This window comes from Ancylobacter tetraedralis (assembly GCF_014195655.1).
Classification (GTDB): Bacteria; Pseudomonadota; Alphaproteobacteria; order Rhizobiales; family Xanthobacteraceae; genus Ancylobacter; species Ancylobacter tetraedralis.
Map to the genome: position 1 here is coordinate 202,624 of NZ_JACICD010000004.1, position 23,287 is coordinate 225,910.

The window sequence follows — 23,287 nt, forward strand, 5'->3', positions numbered from 1 at the left end:
CTTCACGGGCGACGTCGATGAAGTCATGATCGCTCCCGCCCCGCGGACGAACGCAGATGCACGTTCAGACATTCTCGGCGACATCCGCCGCCGCTTCCAGCTTCATCAGCTCTTCATAGAGCGGAGGGGGTATTTTTATACCATTGTCGATGCTGCGCGATCGGGCATTGTAGCGTCGTTCGGAGGGCAGGCGCGCACCTTGCTCGGTGATGGCGTCGAACAGCCGTTCCGCGCGATCGAGGTTCTCGCCGAGCCGGTCGCCCAGAAAACGCGAGGGGTCGAGGATGACCAGCAATTCGCCATGGCAGGGCACGGTCTGGGTGCCCTCTGCGAAGGCGAGCGACTCCAGACTCAGCATGTCGCCGATGAGCGGACCGGCGAGCAGTTCCACCATGGCGGCCAGCGCCGAGCCCTTGTGGCCGCCGAATGTGAGCATCGCACCGCGCAGCGCTTCGGCCGGATCGGTCGTCGGGTTTCCCTGCGCATCGATCGCCACGCCCGGCGGCAGCGCCTGGCCGGCGCGCAGCATCAGTTCGATATCGCCGCGCGCCGTCGCGCTCGTCGCGAAATCGAAAATGAAGGGCGGTTGCTGCCGCCGCGGCCAGGCGAAGGCGAAGGGGTTGGTGCCGAACACCGGCCGGCTGCCGCCCGCCGGGGCAACCCAGCTATGGCTGGGCGTCAAGGCGATGGCCGCGAAGCCATGTTCCGCCAACTCTTCCACTTCCGGCCACAGGGCCGAGAAATGGAAACACCGGTTGATGGCCAGCGCGGCGATGCCCAGTCGGCGGGCCGTCCGCATCGCCAGCGGCAGCCCGGTCTTCAGCGCAAAGGACGAGAAGCCGAAATCGGCATCCACCGTCACGATCGCCGGCGCGCTTTTCGTCACCGTCGGCCGGGCATCCAGGTTCACCTTGCCGCTACGTACGGTATGGACGCAGCCGAGCAGGCGATAGAGCCCGTGCGAGCGACATTCGTCGCGCTCGGCGGCCATGATCACCTCGGCCACCGCGTCAGCATGGGCGGCGCTCAGGCCGACGCCCGCCAGCACGCGCCGGCAGAGCGCGCCGGCGTCGTCGAGCGAGAGCGTGACGTCATTGCCCATGACGATCACGCGCCGGGCCGGTCTGGCAGCCAGGCCGGCCCCGCCGCATGCGGTGCGACCACCGGGAAGTGCAGCGCTCAGGCAAGGGTCACCCAGATCGTCTTGAGTTGCGTATACTGGTCAAATGCTTCGATGCCCTTGTCGTATCCGCCGAAGCCGGATGTCTTGTAGCCGCCGAACGGCGTCGTGATGTCGCCCTCGCCATAGCCATTGACCGCGACGGTGCCCGCCTGGATGCTGCGCGCCATCCGCATCGCGACATTGATGTCGTTGGAGAAGACCGTGGCGGCGAGGCCGTAGGCGGTATCATTGGCGAGGCGCACGGCCTCCTCCTCGCTCTCGAAGCCGAGCACGGCCACGACGGGGCCGAAGATCTCGTCCCGTGCCAGAGCACTGGCCGGGTCCACGTCATCGATGATCGTGGGCTCGACGAACCAGCCTCCGCTTTCCGGGAACAGGCGGTTGCCGCCGGCGACAACCCGGCTGCCCTGCGCCTTCGCCTGCTCGATGGCGCCGACGACGCGCTCCAGCGCGGACGCCTCGATGAGCGGGCCGAGCTTGCTTGCAGGGTCGGTCGGCGGGCCGACCACCCAGCCGCGCGCGGCCTCGACCAGCTTCGCGACGAAAGCGTCCTTGATGGAGGACTGGACCAGGATGCGCGAGCCGCAGGTGCAGTTCTGCCCCATGTTCCAGAACGCCGCGCCGGCGAGATTCTCGGCGATGGCATCGAGAGCGCCGCCGACATCGGCCATGACGATCTGCGGGCTCTTGCCGCCGCATTCGAGCACGACCTTCTTCAGGTTGCTGTCGGCGGAATAGCGCAGGAACTGGCGGCCGATCTCGGTCGAGCCGGTGAAGGAGATCACGTCGACATCGGCATGCAGGCCGAGCGCCTTGCCGGCGACATGGCCAAGCCCCGGCACGACATTGAACACGCCCGCGGGAATGCCCGCCTCGAGCGCCAGCTCGGCGATCTTCAGGGTCGAGAGCGGCGCCAGCTCCGCCGGTTTCACCACGATGGAGTTGCCGGCGGCAAGCGCCGGGGAGATCTTCCAGGACAGCGTGCCGGCCGGGAAGTTCCACGGCAGCACCATGCCGACCACGCCGACCGGCTCGCGTGTCACCAGGCCGAGATTGCCGTCCCCGGTCGGTGAAATCTTGCCGAACACCTTGTCGATCGCCTCGGCATACCAGCGGATATTGTTGACGACGTCGGGAAGGTCGAGGTTCTCGCAATCCGAGATCGGCTTGCCGGCATCGATCGAGTCGAGCAGGGCGATCTCCTTGCCGTTCGCCTCGACGAGGTCGGCGAAGCGCAGCAGGATCTTCTTGCGCGCGCGCGGCTCCATGCGGCTCCAGACACCGCTCCGGAAAGCCGCGCGGGCGGCCTTCACCGCCGTGTCGACATCGGCCGGCGAGCAGGCGGCGACCCGCACGAGCAGCCGGCCGGTGGCGGGATCAAGATCGTCGAACAGGGCCCCGTTTTCCGCGGCGACGAAGGCGCCGTCGATGAAGGCCTGGGTGTGGGTTCCGGGAGGAAGAGACGACATGGACGTTCCGATCTCACTTCAATGGAAAAGGCGCGCGGTTCACAGGACCTTGCCGAGGAAGGCCCGGGCGCGTTCGGTACGGGGATTGTTGAAGAATTCCGATGGCGTGCCCTGCTCGACGACGACGCCGCCATCCATGAACACGACGCTGTCGCCGACATCGCGGGCGAAACCCATTTCATGGGTCACCACCACCATCGTCATTCCCTCGGCGGCCAGCCCTTTCATCACGGCGAGCACCTCGCCGACGAGTTCGGGATCGAGCGCGCTGGTGGGCTCGTCGAACAGCATGAGCTTGGGCCGCATGGCCAGCGCCCGGGCGATGGCCACGCGCTGCTGCTGGCCGCCGGAGAGGGTGCGCGGATAGGCGTCGGCCTTCGCTGTCAGGCCCACCTTGGCGAGCAGCGTCATCGCCTCCTCGATCGCCTGCCGCTTCGGGATGCCGCGCACACCGATGGGGGCCTCGATGATGTTCTGCAGCACGGTCATGTGCGGAAACAGATTGAAGCTCTGAAACACCATGCCGATGTCCGCCCGCTGGCGGGCGACTTCGCTGTGCCGCATCTCGTAGAGCTTTCCGGCATGCTGGCGATAGCCGACCAGCTGGCCGCCGACCCGCAGGAAGCCCGCCTCGATGCGCTCCAGGTGGTTCATGCAGCGCAGGAACGTGCTCTTGCCGGAACCGGAGGGGCCGAGAATGCAGACGACCTTGCCGTATTCGACCCTGAGGTCGACCCCCTTGAGCACCTTGTGCGAGCCGAAGGATTTCTCCACGCCGCGCGCGACGACGGCGAAGGACTCCAGCGAATCTCGTGAATCAGCGGGCGCGGGCATGGCGATGATCACTTTCCGCTTTCGATGGCGACGTCGGGCGCGGCGGCGACCCGGCGGTCGCTGCGCCCGAAATGCCGCTCGACAAAATATTGCCCGATCGACAGCAAGGTCGTCAGCACGAGGTACCAGGCCGACGCCACGATCAGCAGGGGAATGGTCTGGAAATTCGCGGTGTAGATCAGCTGCGCCGAATAGAGCAGTTCCTGAAGCGCGATGACGCTGACCAGCGACGTGGTCTTCAGCATGCCGATCAGCTGGTTGCCGGTCGGGGGGATGATGACGCGCATCGCCTGCGGCAGGATGATGCGCGCCATGACGCGGAAGCGCGACATGCCGAGGGCCTCCGCCGCCTCCCGCTGGCCGGTGGCCACCGCGTTCAGCCCCGAGCGCACGATCTCGGACATGTAGGCCCCCTCGTTGAGGCCAAGGCCGAGCAGCGCCGCGACATAGACGGTGATGTAGCGGTTGGCGTCAAAAGAGCCGAGCGAGGGTCCGAAGGGAAACCCTATCGTGATCTGCGGATAGAGCGCGGAGAGGTTGTACCAGAAGATCAGCTGCACGAGCAGCGGCGTGCCGCGGAAGATCCAGAGATAGCCGCCGGCGATGTTGCTCAGCACCGGATTATCGGAGATGCGCATCAGCGCGACGGCTGTGCCCAGCACGATGCCGATCCCCATGGCCGCGACGGTCAGCCAGATGGTCATCATCAGGCCGGCAATGATGGAATCATCAAACAGGTAATGCGCGACGATGTCCCATTTGAAGCGCGGATTGGTGATCATCGAAACGAGAAGGCCGGCAAGCACGACCCCGAGCGCAAGTGCGGTGATCCAGCGCCCGTAATAGCGCAGCGGCACCACTTCCATCTTCTCGACATCGCGGCCGACAGGCCATCCCGATCCTTGTGTCACGCGCATCCCCCTGACGGCACCGGTGCCAAGATCGCATCAGCCGAGCCGCTATCATGTAGAATGTAATCGATAACCATCTACAGCTTGAAGGTCGACCGATGGGAAGTCAAGGCTTAAGTCTTGAGGATACGGGGGAATTTCCCGCCGACCGGTAGTGGCGGGGAACAACCCACCCCTGCCATGGGCGGTTGCTCGCCCCGCCAGGGCGCCCCCGCGTCATCGCGCGGGGGCGCCCTTGTGCGGATCAGAAGCCGTATTTCGGCGGCGTCGAGCCTTCCTTGTAGATGACGGCGGTCTTCGCCGCCCCGTAGGCGGTGTCGTTCTTCTCAAGGATCTTGGCGTATTCGCCGCTCTGGATCAGGTGATCATAGGCCGCCTTGATGGCCTCCAGCAGCTTCGCGGAGTTCTCCGTCCGGGCCACGGCGGTCGCCGTCGGGCCGCCGCCGATCTCGCCGGAGGCGGAGAGCGTGCCGTCCAGGTGGATCGCTTCCTGGGCGCCGCCGCGATTGATCAGCACGCCGTCGACGCGGCCGCTGTTCAGCGCGAGAATGGCATTGCTCACGGAGGGGAACGCGCTCACCGTGGCGGCGTTGCCAGCGCATTTGGCAGCGGCGCCTTTCAGTGTCTCCAGTTCGGCGGAGCCCGCCATTGCCCCGACAATATGGCCGCAGACATCGGCCAGTGCCGTCGGCGCATAACCTTTGGATTTCACGACCAGGAAGGAACTGTAGTCCTGCCAGTTGGTGACGAAGTCGGCGACCTTCAGGCGCTCGGCGGTCACGTAGAACTCGCCGTACGAGACGTCGAACTTGTTCGACTGCAGGCCGGTCAGCGCGGCGGCGAAGGGAATGAGGCTGAGTTCGGCCTTGAGCCCGAGCACGCCGGCGACCGCCTGGGCCAGATCGGGATCCATGCCCTTGAGCTCGGCCCCCTCCTTGTACGCGAGCGGCTTGCCGACATCGGGAATGGCGATACGCAGCACGCCGGCTTCCTGGATCGACTTCGGCAGCAGGGCGGCGACCGAATCCACCTTGGCGGCAGCCTCGCGGATATCCGCCGTCGCCATCACCATCACGCCCGCCGCAGCGGCCAGCATCACGCGAAAAGTCTTCCGGCAATTGGAGCTCATCATGACTTCCCTCTGTTCCTCGCTGTCGCCGGAAGGCCCGGCCCAGGAGGTCGTTTGTTGACAATGATATCTTACGGGTTATATATTATCGCTTGTCGGCTGCGCTGACAAGCATGTTGCCCGCCGAATTCGATATCGCCCGAGCGGGCGGCACCCTCGCTGATGCGGCCGGCGCGCAATCCGGTCCTCTGTTGCAAGCATCCAGTTGAACGAGAACGACGATGGACAAGACGGACTACGACGTTGTGGTGATCGGGGGTGGGCCTGCGGGAAGTGCGGCGGCCTGGGAGCTCAGGGATCGGCGCATTCTCGTGCTGGAGAAGACACATCGTCTGGGCGGACGTCTCTTTTCCATGTCGCGCGGCGACTACTGGCTCAATCTCGGCGGCCATCTGTTTCCGGCGCCGGGCTCGCACATGCGCAACATCCTGCATTCCATCGGCCTCGACATCATCCGCATTCCCGGAAACAAGTTCGCGATCTATTGGGGCGGCAAGGTCTACGCGCCCAAGTCGGTATCCGCCCTGCCGCTCACCCTCGCCATGAGCTTCAGGGAGCGCGTGTCGCTGGCCGCCATCGGCCTGCGGATCCTCAAGGCGGTGAAGGGCTGGCAGCAGCAGATGCAGATCGTCTATGGCGAGAGCAACCAGGTGCGCCGCGCCCGGGTGGCCCGCTATATGTCGGACATCTCGTTCCGCGACTTCATCGGCCGCCCGCCGCGGCGGGTCGAGCAGCTGTTCCAGTCGGCCGCCCGCCGGGCCGCGGCGGAGATGGAGGACCAGAATGCCGGCGTCGGCGTCTCGCTGTTCGGCGCCGTGTGGGCCGGCAAGGGCGATTCCATGGCGGTCAACCTCAATGGCGGCTCCGGCCGCTTCGGCGAGGTCATGATGGAGCTGCTGGGAGACCGGGTGCATTACCACGCGTCGGTGACGTCGGTGGCGAAGACCGGCGACCATGTCACCGTCACCTATGACATGAACGGCGTGTCGCATAGCGTGACCGCCACGCAGGTGATCGTCGCCGTCCCCGCCTATCAGGCAGCCGAAATCACCCGCGACATTCCCGAGGACGTGCGCGCCACGCTGCGCAAGGTGCAGTATGGGCCGTTTCCGACGATGGGGATCATCACCGACGAGACGGGGCCGATGCCCTATGACGACATTTACGCCATCACCACGCCGGACGCCTCGTTCGACATGTTCTTCAACCACGCCAATCCGCTGCGCACCGGCCCACGCAAGCCGGGAGGCAGCCTGATGGTCTATTCCGGCGGCACGCCGGCGCGGGAAATGCTCAAGCTCTCGGACGAGCAGATCCGCGACACCTATCTCGCCGATGTCTTCCGGATGTTTCCCCAGCTCAAGGGCCACATCAAGGAGACGATCGTGCAGCGCTGGGAGCCGGGCAACACCTATCGTCCCGCGGGCTTCAACTTCGATCCCATGCTGGCCTATTGCGAGCGCGACGACGTCGATATCCACTTCGCTGGCGACTATTTCGCCGAGATCGGCAACATGGAAATTGCCACCGGTTCGGCCCACGAAGCGGCCCGGCGCGCGCGGGTGCGCCTGATGAGCCGGGAACGGAAAGCCCAGACATCACGGGCGGCGGATGCTCCGACCGCAAGGTCCGCCTGAGATGACGACCATCCGGTTCGGCCTCATCGGCGCGGGCGTCGCCGCGGAAACCCATGCGCGCGAACTGGCGCGCGTCGCGGGGGCCTCGCTGCAGGCGGTGTTCGCGCGCGACGCGACGAAGGCGGCTGCCTTTGCCGCGACCTTCTCCATTCCCCGGCATTACGCGGACCTCTCGGCCTTTCTCGCCGATCCCGCGCTCGATGCCGTGATCATTGCCACGCCGAACGGCCTTCATCTCGACCACGCGATCGCCGTCGCGGCGGCGGGCAAGCACCTCATCGTCGAGAAGCCGCTGGAGATCACCGAGGCGAGGGCGAGCGCGATCCTCGACGCCTGCCAAAAGTCCGGCGTCGGGCTTTTCGTCGTCTACCAGCGCCGGCACTCCGCCGCCGCGGCGCAGGCGCTGGAAGACGTGCGCTCGGGGGCCCTTGGCCGGATCGTGCTCGTCAACATCGTCGACAACGAATTCCGCCGGCCCAGCTATTACCAGAACGATGCCTGGCGCGGCACATGGGCGATCGAGGGCGGTGGCTGCGTCATGACGCAGTCGACCCATCTGATCGACCTTGCACAATTCATCCTCGGGCCGATCCGCGAGGTCTTCGCCCGCACCGCGACGCGCCATCACGCCATCGAGACCGAGGATGTGGCCGCGGCGGTGTTCGAATTTGCCAATGGCAGTCTCGGCACCTTTTCATCCTCCACCGCCGCCTTTCCCGGCCAGCGTCACCTCCTGACCATTTCCGGCACAGAGGGCTCGCTCATCTTCAATGGCGAGCACGACCAGATCGTCTTCCGCCATGTCCGGGGCGGGGAGGCGAGTGCCATTCCGGCGGATTTCAGCTTCGGCGACCCGATCGACCCGCGCGACTACCCCACGACGCGCCATCGCGCGCAACTGGAGACCATCGTCGCGACGCTGGCGGCGGGATCGGTGCCGACTATCGACGCCGACGACTTGCTGGGGGCCGCGCGGGTCATCGATGCGATCTATCGGTCGGCGCGGGAAGGAATGCCCGTGCGGATCGCGCCCGGGCCGGCGGACTGAGACCTCGGGCCCAGCCCCGACACAATCCGCCGAAGTCCACCCGCCGAAGTCCGCCCGCCGAAGCCCGCGCGAGGGCGCGGCGCGGAAAGCGCGCGCACCGGCTGTAAAAGCAAAGTAGCATATTGTATATTACCGGTAGTGAGTTCGCGTGCGGGGCGTGCATGGATAACCATCTGCATCAGACCAATCTGCGGGACCAGGCCCTGGCGGTGCTGAAATTGCGCCTCGTCTCGGGGGACCTGGCGCCGGGGCAGATCTATTCGGCCTCGTCGCTGGCCGCCGAGCTGGGCGTTTCCAACAGCCCGGTGCGCGAGGCGATGCTGACCCTGGTCAACCAGGGCCTCATGGAAGCGGTGCGCAATCGCGGCTTTCGTGTCATTCCGCTCAGCGACAAGGATAGGCGCAACGTCTACGACCTGCGCATTCTACTGGAAATACCGTCGATGGCTCGTCTCGCCTCGATGAAGGAAAAGGTCATCCCGCGCAAGAACGAGTTTTCCAAGATCGCGGCCGAGATTGTCGAGGGCGCCAAGAGCGGCGATATTGTTCGCTATCTGGATGCCGATCGCAGCTTTCATCTCGGATTGCTGGGCATTCTTGATAACGAACAACTCACGACAATCGTGGAGAATTTACGTGATCAGACACGGCAATATGGTTTGCAGGCACTTGCTCGCGACTGCGGGTTAATTAACTCCGCCGAGGAACATCAGCCGATCCTTGATGCCATAATAAGTGGAGATCAGCCCCGCGTCATCAAGCTCATGACGGATCATCTCAGCCATCTCGTTGGCGATTGGGCTGGATAGTCTAGTATCCTCGACAAAATAATCGACGGAGACCGGATGAAAGCGCCATCGATCCACGCTCCCGGCTCGGCAAGCGCGTCTCCATGCCCACCCTGCGGCACGGCGTCGCCACCCATCTGCTGGAGCGCAAGACCGATATCCGCGTCGTCCAGGTGCTGCACGGGCATCGCAAGCTCGACACCACGGCCGTAGGCGATGTCGGCGATCGCTCGGGACCGGATGGGCAACCTGTTGAGGCTCCACAGCTAGTAGAGGGTCTCGCGGTAGCGCGTCAGCATTTCCGCCTGCGTTTCGGCGGTGGCGAGATCGAGTTGGTCCCGCAGCATTTCGCCCATGCTCGGCAGGCGGGAACGCGGGACATGGCTGGCCGGGTCCCAGGCGCGCGAGCGCATGAAGGCCTTGGCGCAGTGCAGATAGGCTTCCTGAACCGTGACCCTCAGCACCGTGACCGGCCGCTTTCCCTCCACCGCGAAGGGGGCGAGCAGGTCCGCATCGTCGCGAATCTCCGCTGTACCGTTCACGCGCAGCGTCTCATCCACGCCCGGCACGAGGAAAAGCAGGCCGATGGCCTGGTTGGCGAGGAGGTTGGTGAGCGTATCCAGCCGGTTGTTGCCCGGACGGTCGGGGATAAGGAGCGTGCTGTCATCGGCGATCGCGACGAAGCCCGCCGCATCGCCGCGCGGGGTGACATCGGCCCGCCCGTCCGGGCCGAAACTGCCCACCATCACCAGCGGCGAGAGCGCGATCAGCGCGCGGCAATGCGCGTCGAGCCGCCCCAGCACCTTGCGGCGGCTGCGCTCGCGGGGCTCGCCATAGAGGGCGCGGAGCTGGTCGAGCGTGGTGATGTGGCTCATGGCGATTCCTCAGTTCTTGACCACAAGCTGCACGCGGTCGGCGGCGAAACGCGCGCGAGAATACTGGATCGGCTGGCGCCGTGCATCGCCGTTGATGGCGTCGATCACCATCACGGTGCGCCCCGCCGGCAGGCTCAGCAGCTGGCGCTCCTCTTCATCCGCCACGCGGGCGGTGATGCGTGTCTCCAGCCGCCGGTAATCGCCGAGGCCGAGAGCTTCCAGCGCCCGGGTGACCGATCCGGTGGAGGCGACCAGCAGGTCGAGGTCGCGGCAGCGTGTTGCCTCGTACCAGTGCGAGCCGACAGTGATGGGCACGCCATCGGCATCGCGCACCATGTCGATGCGCAGCACCTCCTGGCCGAGGGGCAGGCGCAGCGCCTCGGCCACCGCGGCGCTGGCCGGCTCGATGAGCGAGCGCACCAGCCGTCCGCCGGGTGCGCGGCCCTCGCCGGAAACGATTTCGGAGAAGCGCGTGCGCGCGGCGATGGGATACCGGATGGGCAGCTGCTTGACGAAAGTGCCGCGCCCTGGCGTCGCCTCGACGATCCCCTGCTCGGTGAGCGTCGAGAGGGCGCGTCGCAGTGTGTGGCGGTTCACGCCGAAGCGCTCGGCCAGTTCCATCTCGGTGGGCAGGCGCATGCCGGGCGACAGCCGCCCCTCGGCGATGTCCAGCTCGATGCGCTCGACGATCTGCTTCCACAGCGCCACCCCGGTTCCCCGAGCGGGTGCCGCGTATTCCGTCTCGTCCGCGCTCGTCGTCATCGGCGTGTCGTCGCTGCCGTTCATGTTTTCCGCCGTCGGAGTGAAAACTGCCCTTGCCTGTTTGTATAGATGATTATACAAACTCGCCGGAAAGTAAATGACCTTTCAGAGCGTCAAGGTCTGGATCCCCGACAATGTCTATCCCTGAACAATCAAGCCCCGACAACGCTTTGCAGATAGATCGGCAGGGCCTGATGGCCACGTTGGCGCGGGCCGAGGCGGGCGAGATCGATGCGGTGCTGGCGCGCCTTGCGCCGCTTCCCTCCGCCGCGGACCTGCGTCCGCCCGAGGTTGGGCTGGTGATGCTGCGCGGTCGCACCGGCGGCGACGGCGCGCCGTTCAATCTCGGCGAGGCGACGGTGGCGCGGGCCGCGGTGCGGCTGGCCGATGGCGCGAGCGGCTTCGCCTATCGGCTCGGGCGCGACGCGCGGGCTGCCCGCGCCGCCGCCATCATCGATGCGCTGTGGCAGGACGCCGACCGCCGGGCGGCGGTGGAGGCGGCGCTGAAGCCGGTGCGGGCGCGGCTGGCGGGCGAGGTCGCGCAGGTGCGCGCCGAAACGGCTGCCACCAAGGTCGACTTCTTCACCCTCGTGCGCGGGGAGGACTGACATGTCCCATCCGGCTGCCGCCGCCGCGCTGTCGGCTGGCTTCGACGATCCCGTATTCGATGCGCAGGCGAGCTTCCGGGCCGCCATGTGGGCGCTGGCCCGGCCGGGCCGCGTCGAGCGGCTGGACGCGCGGCTGGAGCCGCCCGCGCCGCTCTCGCGCGAGGCCGCCGCGCTGGCGCTGGCGCTGTGCGATTATGAGACGCCGATCTGGCTCGACGCACCGCTGGCGGCGGCGCCGGCGGTGGGCGCCTTCCTGCGATTCCACGCCGGGGCGCCGATCGTCGTGGATCCCGGTGCGGCGCGTTTCGCGCTGATCGCCGATCCGCGCGGGGTGATCGACTTCACCGCCTTCCCGCAGGGCTCGCCGGATTATCCCGATGCCTCGGTAACGCTGATCCTGCAGGTGGAATATTTCGGCAAAAGCGGGCTGGTGCTGGAAGGGCCGGGCATCCAGGGCACGGACGGCTTCGATGCCGCGCCGCTGCCGGCGGATTTCCGCGCGCGCATGGCGGCCAACCGGGCGCTGTTTCCGCGCGGGGTGGACCTGCTGCTGGCCGGAGCCGGCGGCGTCGCCGGGCTGCCCCGCTCCGTGATCGTGAAAGAGGGCTGAGCCGATGTATGTGGCGGCAAAAGGCGGCGAGAAGGCCATCCGCAACGCGCATGCGCTTCTGGGCAAGCGCCGGCGCGGCGATGCCGGGCTTCCCTCGATCACGCTCGACCAGATCGCCCAGCAGCTGACGCTGGCGGTGGACCGGGTGATGGCGGAGGGATCGCTCTACGATGTCGAACTGGCGAGCCTGGCGGTGAAGCAGGCGCGCGGCGATTTGATCGAGGCGATCTTCCTCATCCGCGCCTTCCGCACCACGCTGCCGCGCTTCGGCAATTCCCGCCCGCTCGACACGGGCGACATGCTGGTGCGCCGGCGCGCCTCGGCGACCTACAAGGACCTGCCGGGCGGGCAGTTGCTCGGCCCGACCTTCGACTACACGCACCGCCTGCTCGACACGTCGCTGGGCGGGGAGGGCGGCGAACATGCGGTCGAGACCGGCAGCGACGCGCCGCTCGCCATGCCGCGCGTGACCGACCTTCTGGGGCAGGAGGGGCTGATCGAGGCGGCGCCCGAAGATGACGGGTCCGAGCCGTTCGACATCACCCGCGCGCCGGTGTCCTTCCCGGTCGACCGCGCGACGCGGCTGCAGACGCTCGCGCGGGGCGACGAGGGCTATCTGCTGGCGCTCGGCTATTCCACCCAGCGCGGCTATGCCCGCTCGCACCCGTTCGTCGGCGAGATCCGCTTCGGCGATGTCGAGGTGGTGCTCGATGTGCCGGAACTCGGCTTCGAGGTCTCGCTCGGCACGGTGCAGGTCACCGAGTGCCAGATGGTGAACCAGTTCAAGGGCTCGGCCGAGGTGCCCCCGCAGTTCACGCGCGGCTATGGGCTGGTATTCGGCCAGTGCGAGCGCAAGGCCATGTCCATGGCACTGGTGGAGCGGGCGCTGCGCTGGCAGGAGCTGGGCGAGGAGCCCGGCAGCCCGGCGCAGGACGAGGAATTCGTGCTCTCCCACTGCGACAACGTGCAGGCGACCGGCTTCGTCGAGCACCTGAAGCTGCCGCATTATGTGGATTTCCAGGCGGAACTCGATCTCGTGCGCCGCATGCGGGCCGAGCAGGCCGCGCAGATGAAGGAGGCCGCGGAATGAGCGCGCAGCCCATATCCTCCATGCCCCGATCTTCCATGCCCGACATCACCTACAATTTCGCCTATCTCGACGAGCAGACCAAGCGGATGATCCGCCGCGCCATCCTCAAGGCGATCGCCGTGCCTGGCTATCAGGTGCCGTTCGCCGCGCGCGAAATGCCGATGCCCTATGGCTGGGGCACGGGCGGGGTGCAGGTCACCGCCGCCGTGCTGGGGCCGCAGGACGTGCTGAAAGTCATCGATCAGGGTGCCGACGACACCACCAATGCGGTGGCCATTCGCGGCTTCTTCGAGAAGACGGCGCGCGTCGCCACCACCACCGCGACGGCGGAAGCCACGGTGATCCAGACCCGCCACCGCATCCCCGAGACGGCGCTGAACGAGAACCAGATTCTCGTCTACCAGGTGCCGATCCCCGAGCCGCTGCGCTTTCTGGAGCCGCGCGAGACCGAGACGCGCCAGTTGCACGCGCTCGCCGAATACGGGCTCATGCATGTGAAGCTCTATGAGGACATCGCCCGCCACGGCCACATCGCTACCACCTATGCCTACCCCGTGGAAGTGGCGGGGCGCTATGTGATGGACCCCTCGCCGATCCCCAAATTCGACAACCCGAAAATGGACGACTGCCCGGCCTTGCAGCTGTTCGGCGCCGGCCGCGAGAAGCGGATCTACGCCATCCCCCCGCACACCCGCGTGCGTTCGCTCGACTTCGAGGACCATCCGTTCAAGGTGCAGCACTTCGCCAAGCCCTGCGCGCTGTGCGCGGCGACCGGGGTCTATCTCGATGAGGTGATCCTCGACGACAAGGGTGGGCGAATGTTCGTGTGCTCGGACACCGACTATTGCAACACGCGGCAGGCGCAGGGCCACGTGGGCGAACTGGGCGTGCCGGCGGAGGACGCGGCATGATCGCGCCCGGCTCTCTCACCATCCGCCCCGCCATGCCGGCCGACCTGCCGGCGGTGCTCGCGCTCTATCGTGAACTGGACGCGCAGGACGCCACCGACCTTGGGGAGGCGCGGGCGATCTTCGATCGCATGGCGAGCTATCCCGATTACACCCTGCATGTGGCGGAGGTGGACGGGGCCGCTCTCGGCACGTTCACGCTGCTGGCGATGGAGAACATCGCCCATGCCGGCGCCCGCTCGGCCATCATCGAGGCGGTGGCCGTGGCGGGGGCGGCGCAGGGCAGGGGTATCGGCCGCGCCATGATGCGGGCGGCGCTCGATCTGGCGCGGGAGAAGGGCTGCTACAAGGCGAGCCTGTCGACGCGGATGTCGCGCGAGCGGGCGCACGCCTTCTATGAAAGCCTCGGCTTCGAGCGGCACGGATTCAGCTACATCATCCATCTCGAGGAGGCCCCGGCATCCGGGGAGGCGGCATGAGCGAACAACCCCTGCTGATCGCCGAGGGCCTGGGCAAGAATTACGGCGCGCGCCTTGGCTGCCGCGACGTGTCGCTGGAGGTCTATCCCGGTGAGGTGCTGGCGGTGGTGGGCGAGAGCGGCTCGGGCAAGTCGACCCTGCTCGGCCTGCTCTCCACCGAACTGGTCCCCACGGCCGGCCGCGTCTCCTATCGCCTGCGCGACGGGCGGATGGCGGACCTGTCCACCCTTTCGGCGGCCGAGCGGCGGCTCCTGATGCGCACCGACTGGGGCCTCATCCGGCAGAACCCGGCCGATGGCTTGCGCATGGCCGTTTCGGCCGGCGGCAATGTCGGCGAGCGGCTGATGGCGGTGGGCTGGCGCCATTACGGGCAGATCCGCGACGAGGCGCTCGACTGGCTGGCCAAGGTGGAGATTGCCGGCGACCGCATCGACGACGACCCGCGCGCCTTTTCCGGCGGCATGCGCCAGCGCCTGCAGATCGCCCGCAACCTCGTCACCCGCCCGCGCCTGGTCTTCATGGACGAGCCGACCGGCGGGCTCGACGTCTCGGTGCAGGCGCGGCTGCTCGATCTCATTCGCGGGCTGGTGAGCGAGATGGGACTGGCGGTGATCATCGTCACCCATGACCTCGCGGTGGCGCGGCTGCTGTCGCACCGCCTGGTGGTGATGCGGCAGGGCCGGGTGATCGAGACCGGGCTCACCGACCAGGTGCTCGACGATCCACGCGAGCCCTATACGCAGTTGCTCGTTTCCTCGGTTCTGGCGGCGTGAGGGGAAAGACATGAACGAACCCATCCTGTCCGTCGCCGGCGTCTCCAAGACCTTCGTCCTGCATCTGCGCGAGGGCGCGCGGCTGCCGGTGGTGTCGGGCGCCGGCTTTCAACTGCTGGCCGGGGAATGCGTGGCGCTGGGCGGCCCCTCGGGCGCGGGCAAAAGCTCCGTGCTGAAGATGGTGTATGGCAATTACCGCGTCGACGCGGGCCATATCCGCGTGCGCGAGGGCGGCGAGGTGGTCGATGTCGCCACGGCTGACCCGCGCCGGCTGATCCGCCTGCGCGCGCGCACCATGGGCTATGTCAGCCAGTTCCTGCGGGTGATCCCGCGCATCGGCGCGCTCGACGTGGTGGCCGAGCCTCTGGTAGGCGACGGGGTCGCGCGCGAGGAAGCCACGGCGCGGGCGGGCGATCTGCTGGCGCGGTTGAACCTGCCGGAACGGCTGTGGCCATTGCCGCCTGCCACCTTCTCGGGCGGCGAGCAGCAGCGTGTGAACATCGCCCGCGGGCTGATCGCCCACCGCCCGCTGCTCCTCATGGACGAGCCGACCGCCTCGCTCGATGCCGCCAACCGGCAGGTGGTGGTCGACCTCATCGGGGAGAAGAAGCGCGCCGGTGTCGCCATTCTCGGCATTTTCCACGATGCCGAGGTGCGGGACGCCGTGTGCGACCGGGTGATCGACGTGACGGAATTCGCGAAAGCGGCGTGAGGACGAGATGACCGAGACGGTTTACGCCAATGCCCGGCTGGTGCTGCCCGATGAGGTGCGGCACGGCCATCTGGTGGTGCGCGATGGCGTCATCGCCGAGATCGGCGAGGGCAGCGCGCCGCCGACGGCGCAGGACATGGGCGGCGATTATGTGCTTCCCGGCTTCGTCGAACTGCATACCGACCATGTCGAGGGCCATCTCTATCCCCGCCCGCGCGTGATGTGGAACGCCTTCGCGGCGGTGACGGCCTATGACGCGCAGATCGCCACGGCCGGCATCACCACCGTGTTCGATTCGCTGCGCGTGTGGCCGGACAAGCGGGCCGTGGGCATGGACGGCGATGCCCCGCTGCTCGCCGCCACCCTTCGCGAGGCGAGCGAGGCCGGCCTGATGCGCGCGGAGCATTTCGTGCACCTGCGCTGCGAGGTGGCCGCCGAGGGCGTGGTGGAGGATGCGCAGGCGCTGATGGAAAGCGCCGATGTGCGGCTCATCTCGCTGATGGACCACACGCCGGGCCAGCGGCAGTTCCTCACCGAGGAGCATTTCCGCGCCTATTACATGAAGAAGAGCGGCATCTCGGTGGCCGAGATGGACGTGATCGTCGAGAAGCGGCAGGAGGCGCACCGCCTCCATGCGCGGCCGAACCGCGCCCAGCTGGTGAAAATGGCCCGCGCGCGTGGCATCGTGCTGGCGAGCCATGACGATGCCACGCATGATCACATCGTCGAGGCCATCGAGGACGGCATCGCCATCGCCGAATTTCCGACCACGGATGTGGCGGCGGACGGCTCGCATGCCGTCGGCATCCGCGTGCTGATGGGCGCGCCCAACATGGTGCGGGGCGGCTCGCATACCGGCAATGTCGCGGCGGAGACGCTGGCGCGGCGCGGGGTGCTGGACATCATGTCGTCGGACTACGTGCCGGGTAGCCTGCTGCTGGCCGCCTTCGACCTGCCGCGCCGGGTGGAGGCGATCACGCTGCCGCAGGCGGTGCGGATGGTGAGCGCCAACCCGGCCGATGCGGCCGGGCTGGCGGATCGCGGACGCCTCGCCATAGGCCTGCGGGCGGATTTCCAGCGGGTTTCCGATGCCGGCCCGGTGCCGGTGGCGCGGGCCGTGTGGCGAGCCGGGGAGCGGGTGGCGTGAGCGAGAACGACGCGGGCGAGAGCTTGGCGCAAGATAGCTTGGCGCAAGATAGCTTGGCGCAAGAGGGCGGGGCGCAAGAGAGCTGCGTTCCCGGCAATCGCCGCTTCGGGCCGGGCGTGCTGGTTCTGGTGGTGGGTCCCTCGGGCGCGGGCAAGGACACGCTGATCGGCCATGCACGCGAGCGCCTGGCGGCGCGGACGGATATCCGCTTCGCGCGCCGGCGCATCACCCGCGCGGCCGACGCTACGGAGAACCACATCGCGCTGGACGAGGACGCCTTCGCGGCGGGCGTGGCGGCCGGGCGTTTCCCCCTCCACTGGCGCGCGAACGGCCTGTGCTACGCGCTGGGCGAGGAGGTGGCGGAGGATCTTGCGGCCGGCCGTATCGTGGTCGCCAACGGCTCGCGCGCGGCGGTGCCCGAGGCGCGCGAGCGTTTCCTTCATGTGAAGCTGGTGCATGTCACCGCGCCGCCCGAGGTGTTGGCGGCGCGCATCACGGCCCGAGGGCGTGAAGGCGAGGTCGCGCTCGCCCAGCGGCTGGCCCGCGAACCGGTACTCGACGGGGAGCCCGATCTGCGAATCCTCAATGTCGGCGCCCCGTTCGAGGCTGGCGAGAGGCTGGCGGCCTTCCTGCGAGGACTGTAGCAGGCGCGACGGCACGCACGAAAACGGCCGGGTGTTGCCCGGCCGGGGGACGATACGAAAATGGCCGGGTGTTGCCCGGCCGGGAGACGATACGAAAATGGCCGGGTGTTGCCCGGCCATGAGATCGTGAAGTTATCGTTCAAGCAAAATACGTCTTCGTGCCGGCTTTACTGCCGGTATTGCTGGATGCGCGTGGTGCGCAGGCCGGCCAGGCCATGGCGGTCGATCGAGGCCTGCCAGGACAGGAATTCCTCGGTCGTCAAGGTGTAACGCTTGCAGGCCTCCTCCAGGCTGAGGAGCCCCCCGCGGACGGCGGCGACCACTTCCGCCTTGCGGCGGATGACCCACCGCCGGGTGTTGGGCGGGGGAAGGTCGGCAATGGTTAACGGACTTCCGTCCGGCCCGATTACATATTTCACCCTCGGGCGATAGGGTTCTGTCATGCCACGCTCACTCAATACACACGACCAATGCCTGCAGCATAAAGGACGAGCTTTAAATATTTCCCTAAGCGAATCACGTATCAGTGAGTGTCAAGACTCGGTCGCATTGTTAATATTACCGAAGGACTTTATTTACTTTTCATGACGCAACGGCAGCATTTCCGGTGCCGGCGCTGCTTCCGATGATTACCGGTCCTCCCTTACCGTTCAACGCGTTGCGCGGAAGGGGGCCATGCGGCGGGTGTCAGGAGGCCCGGCATTGCCATCCCGAGGGCGGGTCGGAACGATGCGCGCCGTCACACCGATTAGGCGCCTGCCAAGGGTTCATAGATCGGCCGTCCTGCCCTATATAGGGGAGCTATGTTCGGCTTCCCCCCGCGCGCCGCCGCGTTCTCCAATCCTGCTTGGCCATGATCCGTCTCGACGACACCTCCCGTTCCCCGAGCCAGACCCGTGTGGTGGTGGCGATGTCGGGCGGCGTGGATTCCTCCGTCGTGGCCGCGCTCTACGCGCAGGCGGGCTATGATGTGCTGGGCGTCACGCTGCAGCTCTATGACCATGGCGAGGCGATGCATCACCGCCCCGGCGCCTGCTGCGCGGGGCAGGACATTTATGACGCGCGCACGGTCGCCGAGAAGCTCGGCATCCCGCATTACGTGCTGGATTACGAGAGCCGCTTCCGCCACGCGGTGATCGAGCGCTTCGCCGACGCCTATGCGGCGGGGGAAACGCCGATCCCCTGCGTCGACTGCAATCGCACGGTGAAATTCCGCGACCTGCTGGAAACCGCGCGCGATCTCGGCGCCGACATTCTCGCCACCGGCCATTACGTGACCAGCCGCCCGCTGGCCGACGGGCGGCGCGCGCTGTTCCGCCCGCTCGACGAGAATCGTGACCAGAGCTATTTCCTTTACGCGACGACGCAGCCGCAGATCGACATGCTCCGCTTTCCGCTCGGCGAGACCACCAAGCCGGAGGTGCGCGCGCTGGCGGAGGGCTTCGGGCTGAAGGTGGCCGACAAGCCGGATAGCCAGGACATCTGCTTCGTGCCGAACGGCCACTACACCGCCATCGTCGAGAAACTGCGGCCCGAGGCGGCGGAGCCGGGCGAGATCGTGCATCTGGACGGGCGCGTGCTCGGCCGGCATGCCGGCGTGATGCGCTACACGATCGGCCAGCGCAAGGGGCTCGGCATCGCCTCGTCCGAGCCGCTCTACGTGGTGGGCATCGATGCCGGCCTTCGGCGCGTGCTGGTTGGCCCGCGCTCGGCGCTCGGCGTCACGGTCATTCGCGTCGACGAGGTCAACTGGATCGGCGACGAGCCATTGGAGACGGCCGCCGCTGCCGGCCGCGACCTTCACGTGAAGGTGCGCTCGGCGCGTGCGCCCGCGCCCGGCCGCCTCGCGCTGGCGGCGGACGGGGCGCTGGAGGTGCATCTGAGCGCGGCCGAAGAGGGCGTGGCGCCGGGGCAGGCCTGCGTTTTCTACGAAGACGCCGGCGCGGGCGCGCGCCTGCTCGGCGGCGGCGTCATCCGCCGTTCACGGGCACCCGTTACGGCGCTGACACGCGACGCGGAGATGATGGCGCGCTCGGCGTGAGTCGAACGGGCCGGATGGGCCGGGCGATCGGCCCGGGCAGCAGCAGGGGTGAACTTCATGACGACCGATCTGGACCGTGCCACCGTCGAGGAAGCCTATGCCCGCTGGGCGCCGGTCTATGATGTGGTGTTCGGCGCGGTCTTCGAGGCCGGTCGCAAGGCGGCGACGAAGGCGGCGGAAAAGATCGGCGGTCGTATTCTCGAATTCGGTGTCGGCACCGGCATCGCCCTGCCCAACTACAAGCGCAGCAACCGCTTCGTCGGCGTCGATATTTCCGAGCCCATGCTGCAAAAGGCGCGCGAGCGGGTGAAGAAGGAAGGGCTGCCCCATGTCGAGGGCCTGGTCCTGATGGATGGCGCGCATATGGGCTTCGCCGACAATTCGTTCGACGTGGTCATGGCCCAGTTCGTTATCACCGTGGTGCCGCAGCCCGAGGAGACGCTGGACGAGATGGCCCGCGTGCTCAAGCCCGGCGGGGAGATCATCCTGGTCAACCACCTCGGCGCCGAGGACGGCCCGCGCGCGGTGTTCGAGAAATGGTTCGCCCGCAAGGCGCGCAAGCTCGGCTGGCGCCCGGAATTCCAGTTCGCCCGCCTGCGCAACTGGGCGGTGCGCAACGGCACGGTGGATCTGCCGATCAAGCGCGACGTGGCGCTCGGCATGTACACGCTGGTGCGCTTCCGCAAGCGCACGCAGGCGGAGATCGCGTCCGCGAGCGAGAGCGTGGCGCTGGCGGGGTGAGGGGCGCGCCGCACTCCCTCCCTTCGATCGGACGCCAGGAGACCTCATGAATTTGGTTCGCCGCCTGCGGATAGCGCTTGCGTTGCTCGTTCCGCTGTTCCTCGTTGCCGCATCCGCCGCCCGTGCGCAGGACGGGCCGGTGGAGGTCGTCTCCGGCGTGCGATACGAGTTCCTGGAGCGCTGGGATGTGGAGCGGCTGAACCGGATACTCGAGGTCGATACGCCCCGTTTCGCCGGCATCACCCAGAGCTTCACGCCCGCGCGCAACGCCGTGCGGCTCTATCGAGTGACCTACCCGTCCGTGGTTCCCGAACGCGGCAACAAGCCGACCGTGGCCACCGGCCTGCTTGCAATTCCCGACACGCCGGAGACCGGCTTTCCGATGGTCTCGTATCAGCACGGCACGGTGTATGGAAAACAGGAGGTGCCGTCCTTCGCCGACCAGTCTTCCGAGACGGCGCTGATGATCGCGCAGTTTGCCGGGCAGGGCTATGTGCTGATCGGCGCCGATTATTTCGGCCTCGGCCTGTCGCCGGAGCCCGAGGGCTATATGGTGAAGGCCAGCCACCAGCAGGCCAGCTATGACATGCTGGTGGCCAGCCGCAGCGTGCTGGCGCAGATGAAGCTCACCAGCCCCCGGCTGTTCCTCGCCGGCTGGTCGCAGGGCGGCTTCGTCACCATGGCCTTTCTCGAAAAGCTGGAGAGCGCCGGCGTCCCTGTCCTGGCTGCCGCCACCGCGAGCGCGCCGCTCGATATCTTCATGGCGCTGAGCGGCTTTCTCGATTTTCCCCGTCCGAACGACGCCTCCTGGGTGACGACGCTGTTCATCCTGTCGTCCTTCTCTTTCGAGAATTACTACGGCGTGCCCGGTCTCGCCCGCTCGCTGATCAACGACGCGTATTACGACGTCGCGCGCAAGGCCTATGAACGCCAGCCTTTTGACGCCAAGGACATTCCGACCGACGTCGGCAAGCTGATCCGCAAGGATTACTTCGATCCGCAGTTCTTTGCCGGCTCGGCCTATGGCCGGCTGGTGGCGGCGACCAATGCCTATCGCTGGATCATCCGCACGCCGGTACGCAATTATTATGGCGAGCAGGACGAGGTCATCAGCGTCGGTCTCGGGCAGCTGGCCATGACCTATCAGCGGGCGATCGGCGCCGGCAACACGACCGTGGAGGCGGTCTCCACCGGCCCGACCACGCACCGCGGAACCTTCGTCCGCGCCGTACCGCAGTGGAAACTGTGGTTCGACGGGCTCCGAGCCGGGGAGCGCGCCCCGGCTCAGAACTCCGATCCGATCCAGCCCTAGAGCCAGCCCATATCCGGCCCCACCGGCACGACCCCGGTCGGGTTGATCGTGGTGTGGCTCTCGTAATAGTGCCGCTTGATGTGAGTGAGGTTCACCGTCTCCTTCACCCCCGGCAGCGCGTAGAGGGCCTGCACGAAGCGCTTGAGGTTCGGGTAATCGACGATGCGGCGGATGTTGCACTTGAAGTGCCCGACATAGACCGGGTCGAAGCGGACCAGCGTGGTGAACAGCCGGATATCCGCCTCGGTGAGTGCCTCGCCCATCAGCCAGGACCGGCCCTCGAGCCGCGCCTCCAGCTCGTCCAGCATGGTGAACAGCGCGGCGACGGCTTCCTCATAGGCGTCCTGCGCGGTGGCGAAGCCGGCCTTGTAGACGCCGTTATTCACCGCGTCGTAGATGCGCGCGTTGAGCGCGTCGATCTCGTCGGCCAGCGCGGCGGGGTAATAATCGTGCCGGTCGTCGGTGAAGGCGCCGAAAGCCGAGTTGAGCATGCGGATGATCTCGGCGGATTCGTTGTTCACGATGGTGCCGCGTTTGCGATCCCACAGCACGGGCACGGTGACGCGGCCGGAAAAGGCGGGGTCGGCGGCGAGATAGACCTCGTAGAGCCGCTTGGCGCCGAGCACGGCATCACTCGTGGCGCCCTCCGTGCGGTGGGCGGCATGATCGGCGAAGACCCAGCCTTCCGCGCCCATGAACGGATCGACCACCGAGACGGAGATGACCTCTTCCAGCTTCTTCAGCGCGCGGAAGATCAGCGTGCGGTGGGCCCAGGGACAAGCCAGCGAGACATAGAGGTGATAGCGCCCCGCCTCGGCGGGAAAGCCGCCCTGGCCGGAAGGGCCCGGTGCGCCGTCCGGCGTCACCCAGTTGCGGAAGCGGGTGACGGTGCGCACGAAGCGCCCGCCGGTGCTCGTGGTGTCGTACCATTTGTCGACCCATTGGCCGTCGACCAGCAGTCCCATGCGATCCTCCCGTTTCACCGCCAAGTTAGAGCGAAACGGGCCGCAGGACACCCCGCCCTCCCATGCGGAAAGGCAAAGGGGCAATTGTGCCGCTGCGAGTTAGATCTGCTTGAAATAGAGCCGCGTGCCGGTGAGGCCGCCCTGCGGCTTCAGCGCGAAGCCGGGAATTTCCCCCGCGCACAGGAAGCCGCGCTTCTCGTACAGGCCGGCCGCGCCACCCTCGCTCGCGGTGTCCAGCACCAGCAGCGTGCGGCCCCGCGCGCGGGCCAGACGCTCGGCTTCCTCCAGCAGCGCGGAGGCGATGCCGCGACCGCGAAAGGCGGGGAGGGTCATCATCTTGGCGATTTCCGCCCGGTGCGGCTGGTTCTCCGGCAGGGCGAGCTGCAGCGTCACCGTGCCGGCTAGCTCCCCCGCCAGGAACGCGCCGAGGATGATGCGCTCGCCCCGCGCCGCGCCCTCGAGCCCGGCTTGCCAGAAGCGGGCGGCCACCTCACGGCTCACCGGATGCAGGAAGCCGACCGAGCCGCCACCCGCGACGGTCGCCACGAGGATCGAGGCGAGGGCGTCGACGTCACGTGGATCGGGCAGGAGAGGGCGGATGACTGGCGTGGTCATGGGGGG

Annotated in this window: 25 protein-coding genes and 1 pseudogene; 16 read left to right on the top strand and 10 right to left on the bottom strand. The window is 67.3% G+C overall.

All coding sequences use genetic code 11. The features are described from left to right. Positions 1 to 64 precede the first annotated feature (64 nt). The 5 genes from FHS55_RS11975 to FHS55_RS11995 form a co-directional block, all read right to left on the bottom strand. A complete protein-coding gene (locus FHS55_RS11975) occupies positions 65 to 1,102 on the bottom strand; it encodes an Ldh family oxidoreductase (RefSeq protein ID WP_183189986.1) in 1,038 nt (345 codons plus the stop codon). A 77-nt stretch (positions 1,103 to 1,179) separates the two neighbouring features. After that, positions 1,180 to 2,652, bottom strand: a complete 1,473-nt coding sequence (locus FHS55_RS11980; protein WP_183189987.1) for an aldehyde dehydrogenase — start codon at positions 2,650 to 2,652, stop codon at positions 1,180 to 1,182. Positions 2,653 to 2,691: 39 nt separating this feature from the next. Beyond that, positions 2,692 to 3,486, bottom strand: a complete 795-nt coding sequence (locus FHS55_RS11985; protein WP_183189988.1) for an amino acid ABC transporter ATP-binding protein — start codon at positions 3,484 to 3,486, stop codon at positions 2,692 to 2,694. 8 nt (positions 3,487 to 3,494) lie between these two features. Beyond that, a complete protein-coding gene (locus tag FHS55_RS11990) occupies positions 3,495 to 4,403 on the bottom strand; it encodes an amino acid ABC transporter permease (protein WP_183189989.1) in 909 nt (302 codons plus the stop codon). Between the two features lie 238 nt (positions 4,404 to 4,641). Next, positions 4,642 to 5,529, bottom strand: a complete 888-nt coding sequence (locus FHS55_RS11995) for a transporter substrate-binding domain-containing protein (RefSeq protein WP_210286954.1) — start codon at positions 5,527 to 5,529, stop codon at positions 4,642 to 4,644. Between the two features lie 218 nt (positions 5,530 to 5,747). On the opposite strand from FHS55_RS11995, the gene FHS55_RS12000 reads away from it, so the two are divergent. The 4 genes and pseudogenes from FHS55_RS12000 to FHS55_RS12015 form a co-directional block, all read left to right on the top strand. Next, positions 5,748 to 7,163: an NAD(P)/FAD-dependent oxidoreductase gene (locus FHS55_RS12000; protein ID WP_183189990.1), complete on the top strand. Its 1,416-nt coding sequence runs from the start codon at positions 5,748 to 5,750 to the stop codon at positions 7,161 to 7,163. A 1-nt stretch (position 7,164) separates the two neighbouring features. Then, positions 7,165 to 8,211 (top strand): Gfo/Idh/MocA family protein, encoded by a 1,047-nt coding sequence (locus FHS55_RS12005; RefSeq protein WP_183189991.1) that lies wholly within the window; start codon positions 7,165 to 7,167, stop codon positions 8,209 to 8,211. Between the two features lie 161 nt (positions 8,212 to 8,372). Then, entirely contained in the window at positions 8,373 to 9,020 is a 648-nt protein-coding gene (locus tag FHS55_RS12010; RefSeq protein ID WP_183189992.1) for a GntR family transcriptional regulator, read from the top strand. 65 nt (positions 9,021 to 9,085) lie between these two features. Continuing rightward, positions 9,086 to 9,211, top strand: a pseudogene (locus FHS55_RS12015) (tyrosine-type recombinase/integrase); the annotation flags it as partial. Between the two features lie 54 nt (positions 9,212 to 9,265). Here FHS55_RS12015 and FHS55_RS12020 read toward each other — a convergent pair. After that, on the bottom strand, positions 9,266 to 9,874 hold the full coding sequence (locus FHS55_RS12020; RefSeq protein ID WP_183189993.1) for a pyridoxamine 5'-phosphate oxidase family protein: 609 nt from the start codon (positions 9,872 to 9,874) through the stop codon (positions 9,266 to 9,268). A 9-nt stretch (positions 9,875 to 9,883) separates the two neighbouring features. Further along, positions 9,884 to 10,660 carry a phosphonate metabolism transcriptional regulator PhnF gene (phnF, locus tag FHS55_RS12025; RefSeq protein WP_183189994.1) on the bottom strand — a complete coding sequence of 259 codons (777 nt, stop codon included), beginning with the start codon at positions 10,658 to 10,660 and terminating at the stop codon, positions 9,884 to 9,886. A gap of 170 nt (positions 10,661 to 10,830) precedes the next feature. Here phnF and phnG point away from each other — a divergent pair, with 170 nt between their 5' ends. Genes phnG through phnN form a run of 9 tightly spaced genes read left to right on the top strand, consistent with a single transcriptional unit; the run spans position 10,831 to position 17,607 of the window. Next, on the top strand, positions 10,831 to 11,244 hold the full coding sequence (phnG, locus tag FHS55_RS12030; RefSeq protein WP_246340084.1) for a phosphonate C-P lyase system protein PhnG: 414 nt from the start codon (positions 10,831 to 10,833) through the stop codon (positions 11,242 to 11,244). A gap of 1 nt (position 11,245) precedes the next feature. Further along, positions 11,246 to 11,854: a phosphonate C-P lyase system protein PhnH gene (phnH, locus tag FHS55_RS12035; RefSeq protein ID WP_183189996.1), complete on the top strand. Its 609-nt coding sequence runs from the start codon at positions 11,246 to 11,248 to the stop codon at positions 11,852 to 11,854. Between the two features lie 4 nt (positions 11,855 to 11,858). Beyond that, complete coding sequence (locus FHS55_RS12040) at positions 11,859 to 12,944, top strand: carbon-phosphorus lyase complex subunit (RefSeq protein WP_183189997.1); 1,086 nt, start codon at positions 11,859 to 11,861, stop codon at positions 12,942 to 12,944. Then, positions 12,941 to 13,855 carry an alpha-D-ribose 1-methylphosphonate 5-phosphate C-P-lyase PhnJ gene (locus FHS55_RS12045; protein WP_425485806.1) on the top strand — a complete coding sequence of 305 codons (915 nt, stop codon included), beginning with the start codon at positions 12,941 to 12,943 and terminating at the stop codon, positions 13,853 to 13,855. The genes FHS55_RS12040 and FHS55_RS12045 overlap by 4 nt, the downstream gene beginning before the upstream one ends. Continuing rightward, positions 13,852 to 14,331, top strand: a complete 480-nt coding sequence (locus FHS55_RS12050) for a GNAT family N-acetyltransferase (protein WP_183189998.1) — start codon at positions 13,852 to 13,854, stop codon at positions 14,329 to 14,331. Before FHS55_RS12045 ends, FHS55_RS12050 begins: the two co-directional genes overlap by 4 nt. Next, positions 14,328 to 15,104, top strand: a complete 777-nt coding sequence (gene phnK / locus FHS55_RS12055) for a phosphonate C-P lyase system protein PhnK (protein WP_183189999.1) — start codon at positions 14,328 to 14,330, stop codon at positions 15,102 to 15,104. The genes FHS55_RS12050 and phnK overlap by 4 nt, the downstream gene beginning before the upstream one ends. A gap of 10 nt (positions 15,105 to 15,114) precedes the next feature. Further along, positions 15,115 to 15,816 (top strand): phosphonate C-P lyase system protein PhnL, encoded by a 702-nt coding sequence (phnL, locus tag FHS55_RS12060; RefSeq protein WP_183190000.1) that lies wholly within the window; start codon positions 15,115 to 15,117, stop codon positions 15,814 to 15,816. 7 nt (positions 15,817 to 15,823) lie between these two features. After that, complete coding sequence (locus tag FHS55_RS12065; RefSeq protein ID WP_183190001.1) at positions 15,824 to 16,963, top strand: alpha-D-ribose 1-methylphosphonate 5-triphosphate diphosphatase; 1,140 nt, start codon at positions 15,824 to 15,826, stop codon at positions 16,961 to 16,963. Between the two features lie 53 nt (positions 16,964 to 17,016). Further along, complete coding sequence (gene phnN / locus FHS55_RS12070) at positions 17,017 to 17,607, top strand: phosphonate metabolism protein/1,5-bisphosphokinase (PRPP-forming) PhnN (protein WP_183190289.1); 591 nt, start codon at positions 17,017 to 17,019, stop codon at positions 17,605 to 17,607. A gap of 167 nt (positions 17,608 to 17,774) precedes the next feature. On the opposite strand, the gene sciP is transcribed toward phnN, so the two are convergent. Further along, positions 17,775 to 18,050 (bottom strand): CtrA inhibitor SciP, encoded by a 276-nt coding sequence (gene sciP / locus FHS55_RS12075; protein ID WP_144342224.1) that lies wholly within the window; start codon positions 18,048 to 18,050, stop codon positions 17,775 to 17,777. A gap of 410 nt (positions 18,051 to 18,460) precedes the next feature. Between sciP and mnmA the strand changes: the two genes are divergently transcribed. The 3 genes from mnmA to FHS55_RS12090 are packed head-to-tail and all read left to right on the top strand — an operon-like array spanning position 18,461 to position 21,701. Continuing rightward, on the top strand, positions 18,461 to 19,648 hold the full coding sequence (mnmA, locus tag FHS55_RS12080) for a tRNA 2-thiouridine(34) synthase MnmA (RefSeq protein ID WP_183190002.1): 1,188 nt from the start codon (positions 18,461 to 18,463) through the stop codon (positions 19,646 to 19,648). Between the two features lie 57 nt (positions 19,649 to 19,705). Then, positions 19,706 to 20,389 carry a class I SAM-dependent methyltransferase gene (locus FHS55_RS12085; protein ID WP_183190003.1) on the top strand — a complete coding sequence of 228 codons (684 nt, stop codon included), beginning with the start codon at positions 19,706 to 19,708 and terminating at the stop codon, positions 20,387 to 20,389. Positions 20,390 to 20,435: 46 nt separating this feature from the next. Next, entirely contained in the window at positions 20,436 to 21,701 is a 1,266-nt protein-coding gene (locus FHS55_RS12090) for an alpha/beta hydrolase family protein (protein WP_183190004.1), read from the top strand. On the opposite strand, the gene FHS55_RS12095 is transcribed toward FHS55_RS12090, so the two are convergent. Next, entirely contained in the window at positions 21,698 to 22,666 is a 969-nt protein-coding gene (locus FHS55_RS12095; RefSeq protein WP_183190005.1) for a glutathione S-transferase family protein, read from the bottom strand. The genes FHS55_RS12090 and FHS55_RS12095 overlap by 4 nt on opposite strands. Positions 22,667 to 22,765: 99 nt before the next feature. Beyond that, complete coding sequence (locus FHS55_RS12100; RefSeq protein ID WP_183190006.1) at positions 22,766 to 23,281, bottom strand: GNAT family N-acetyltransferase; 516 nt, start codon at positions 23,279 to 23,281, stop codon at positions 22,766 to 22,768. Positions 23,282 to 23,287: the final 6 nt, after the last annotated feature.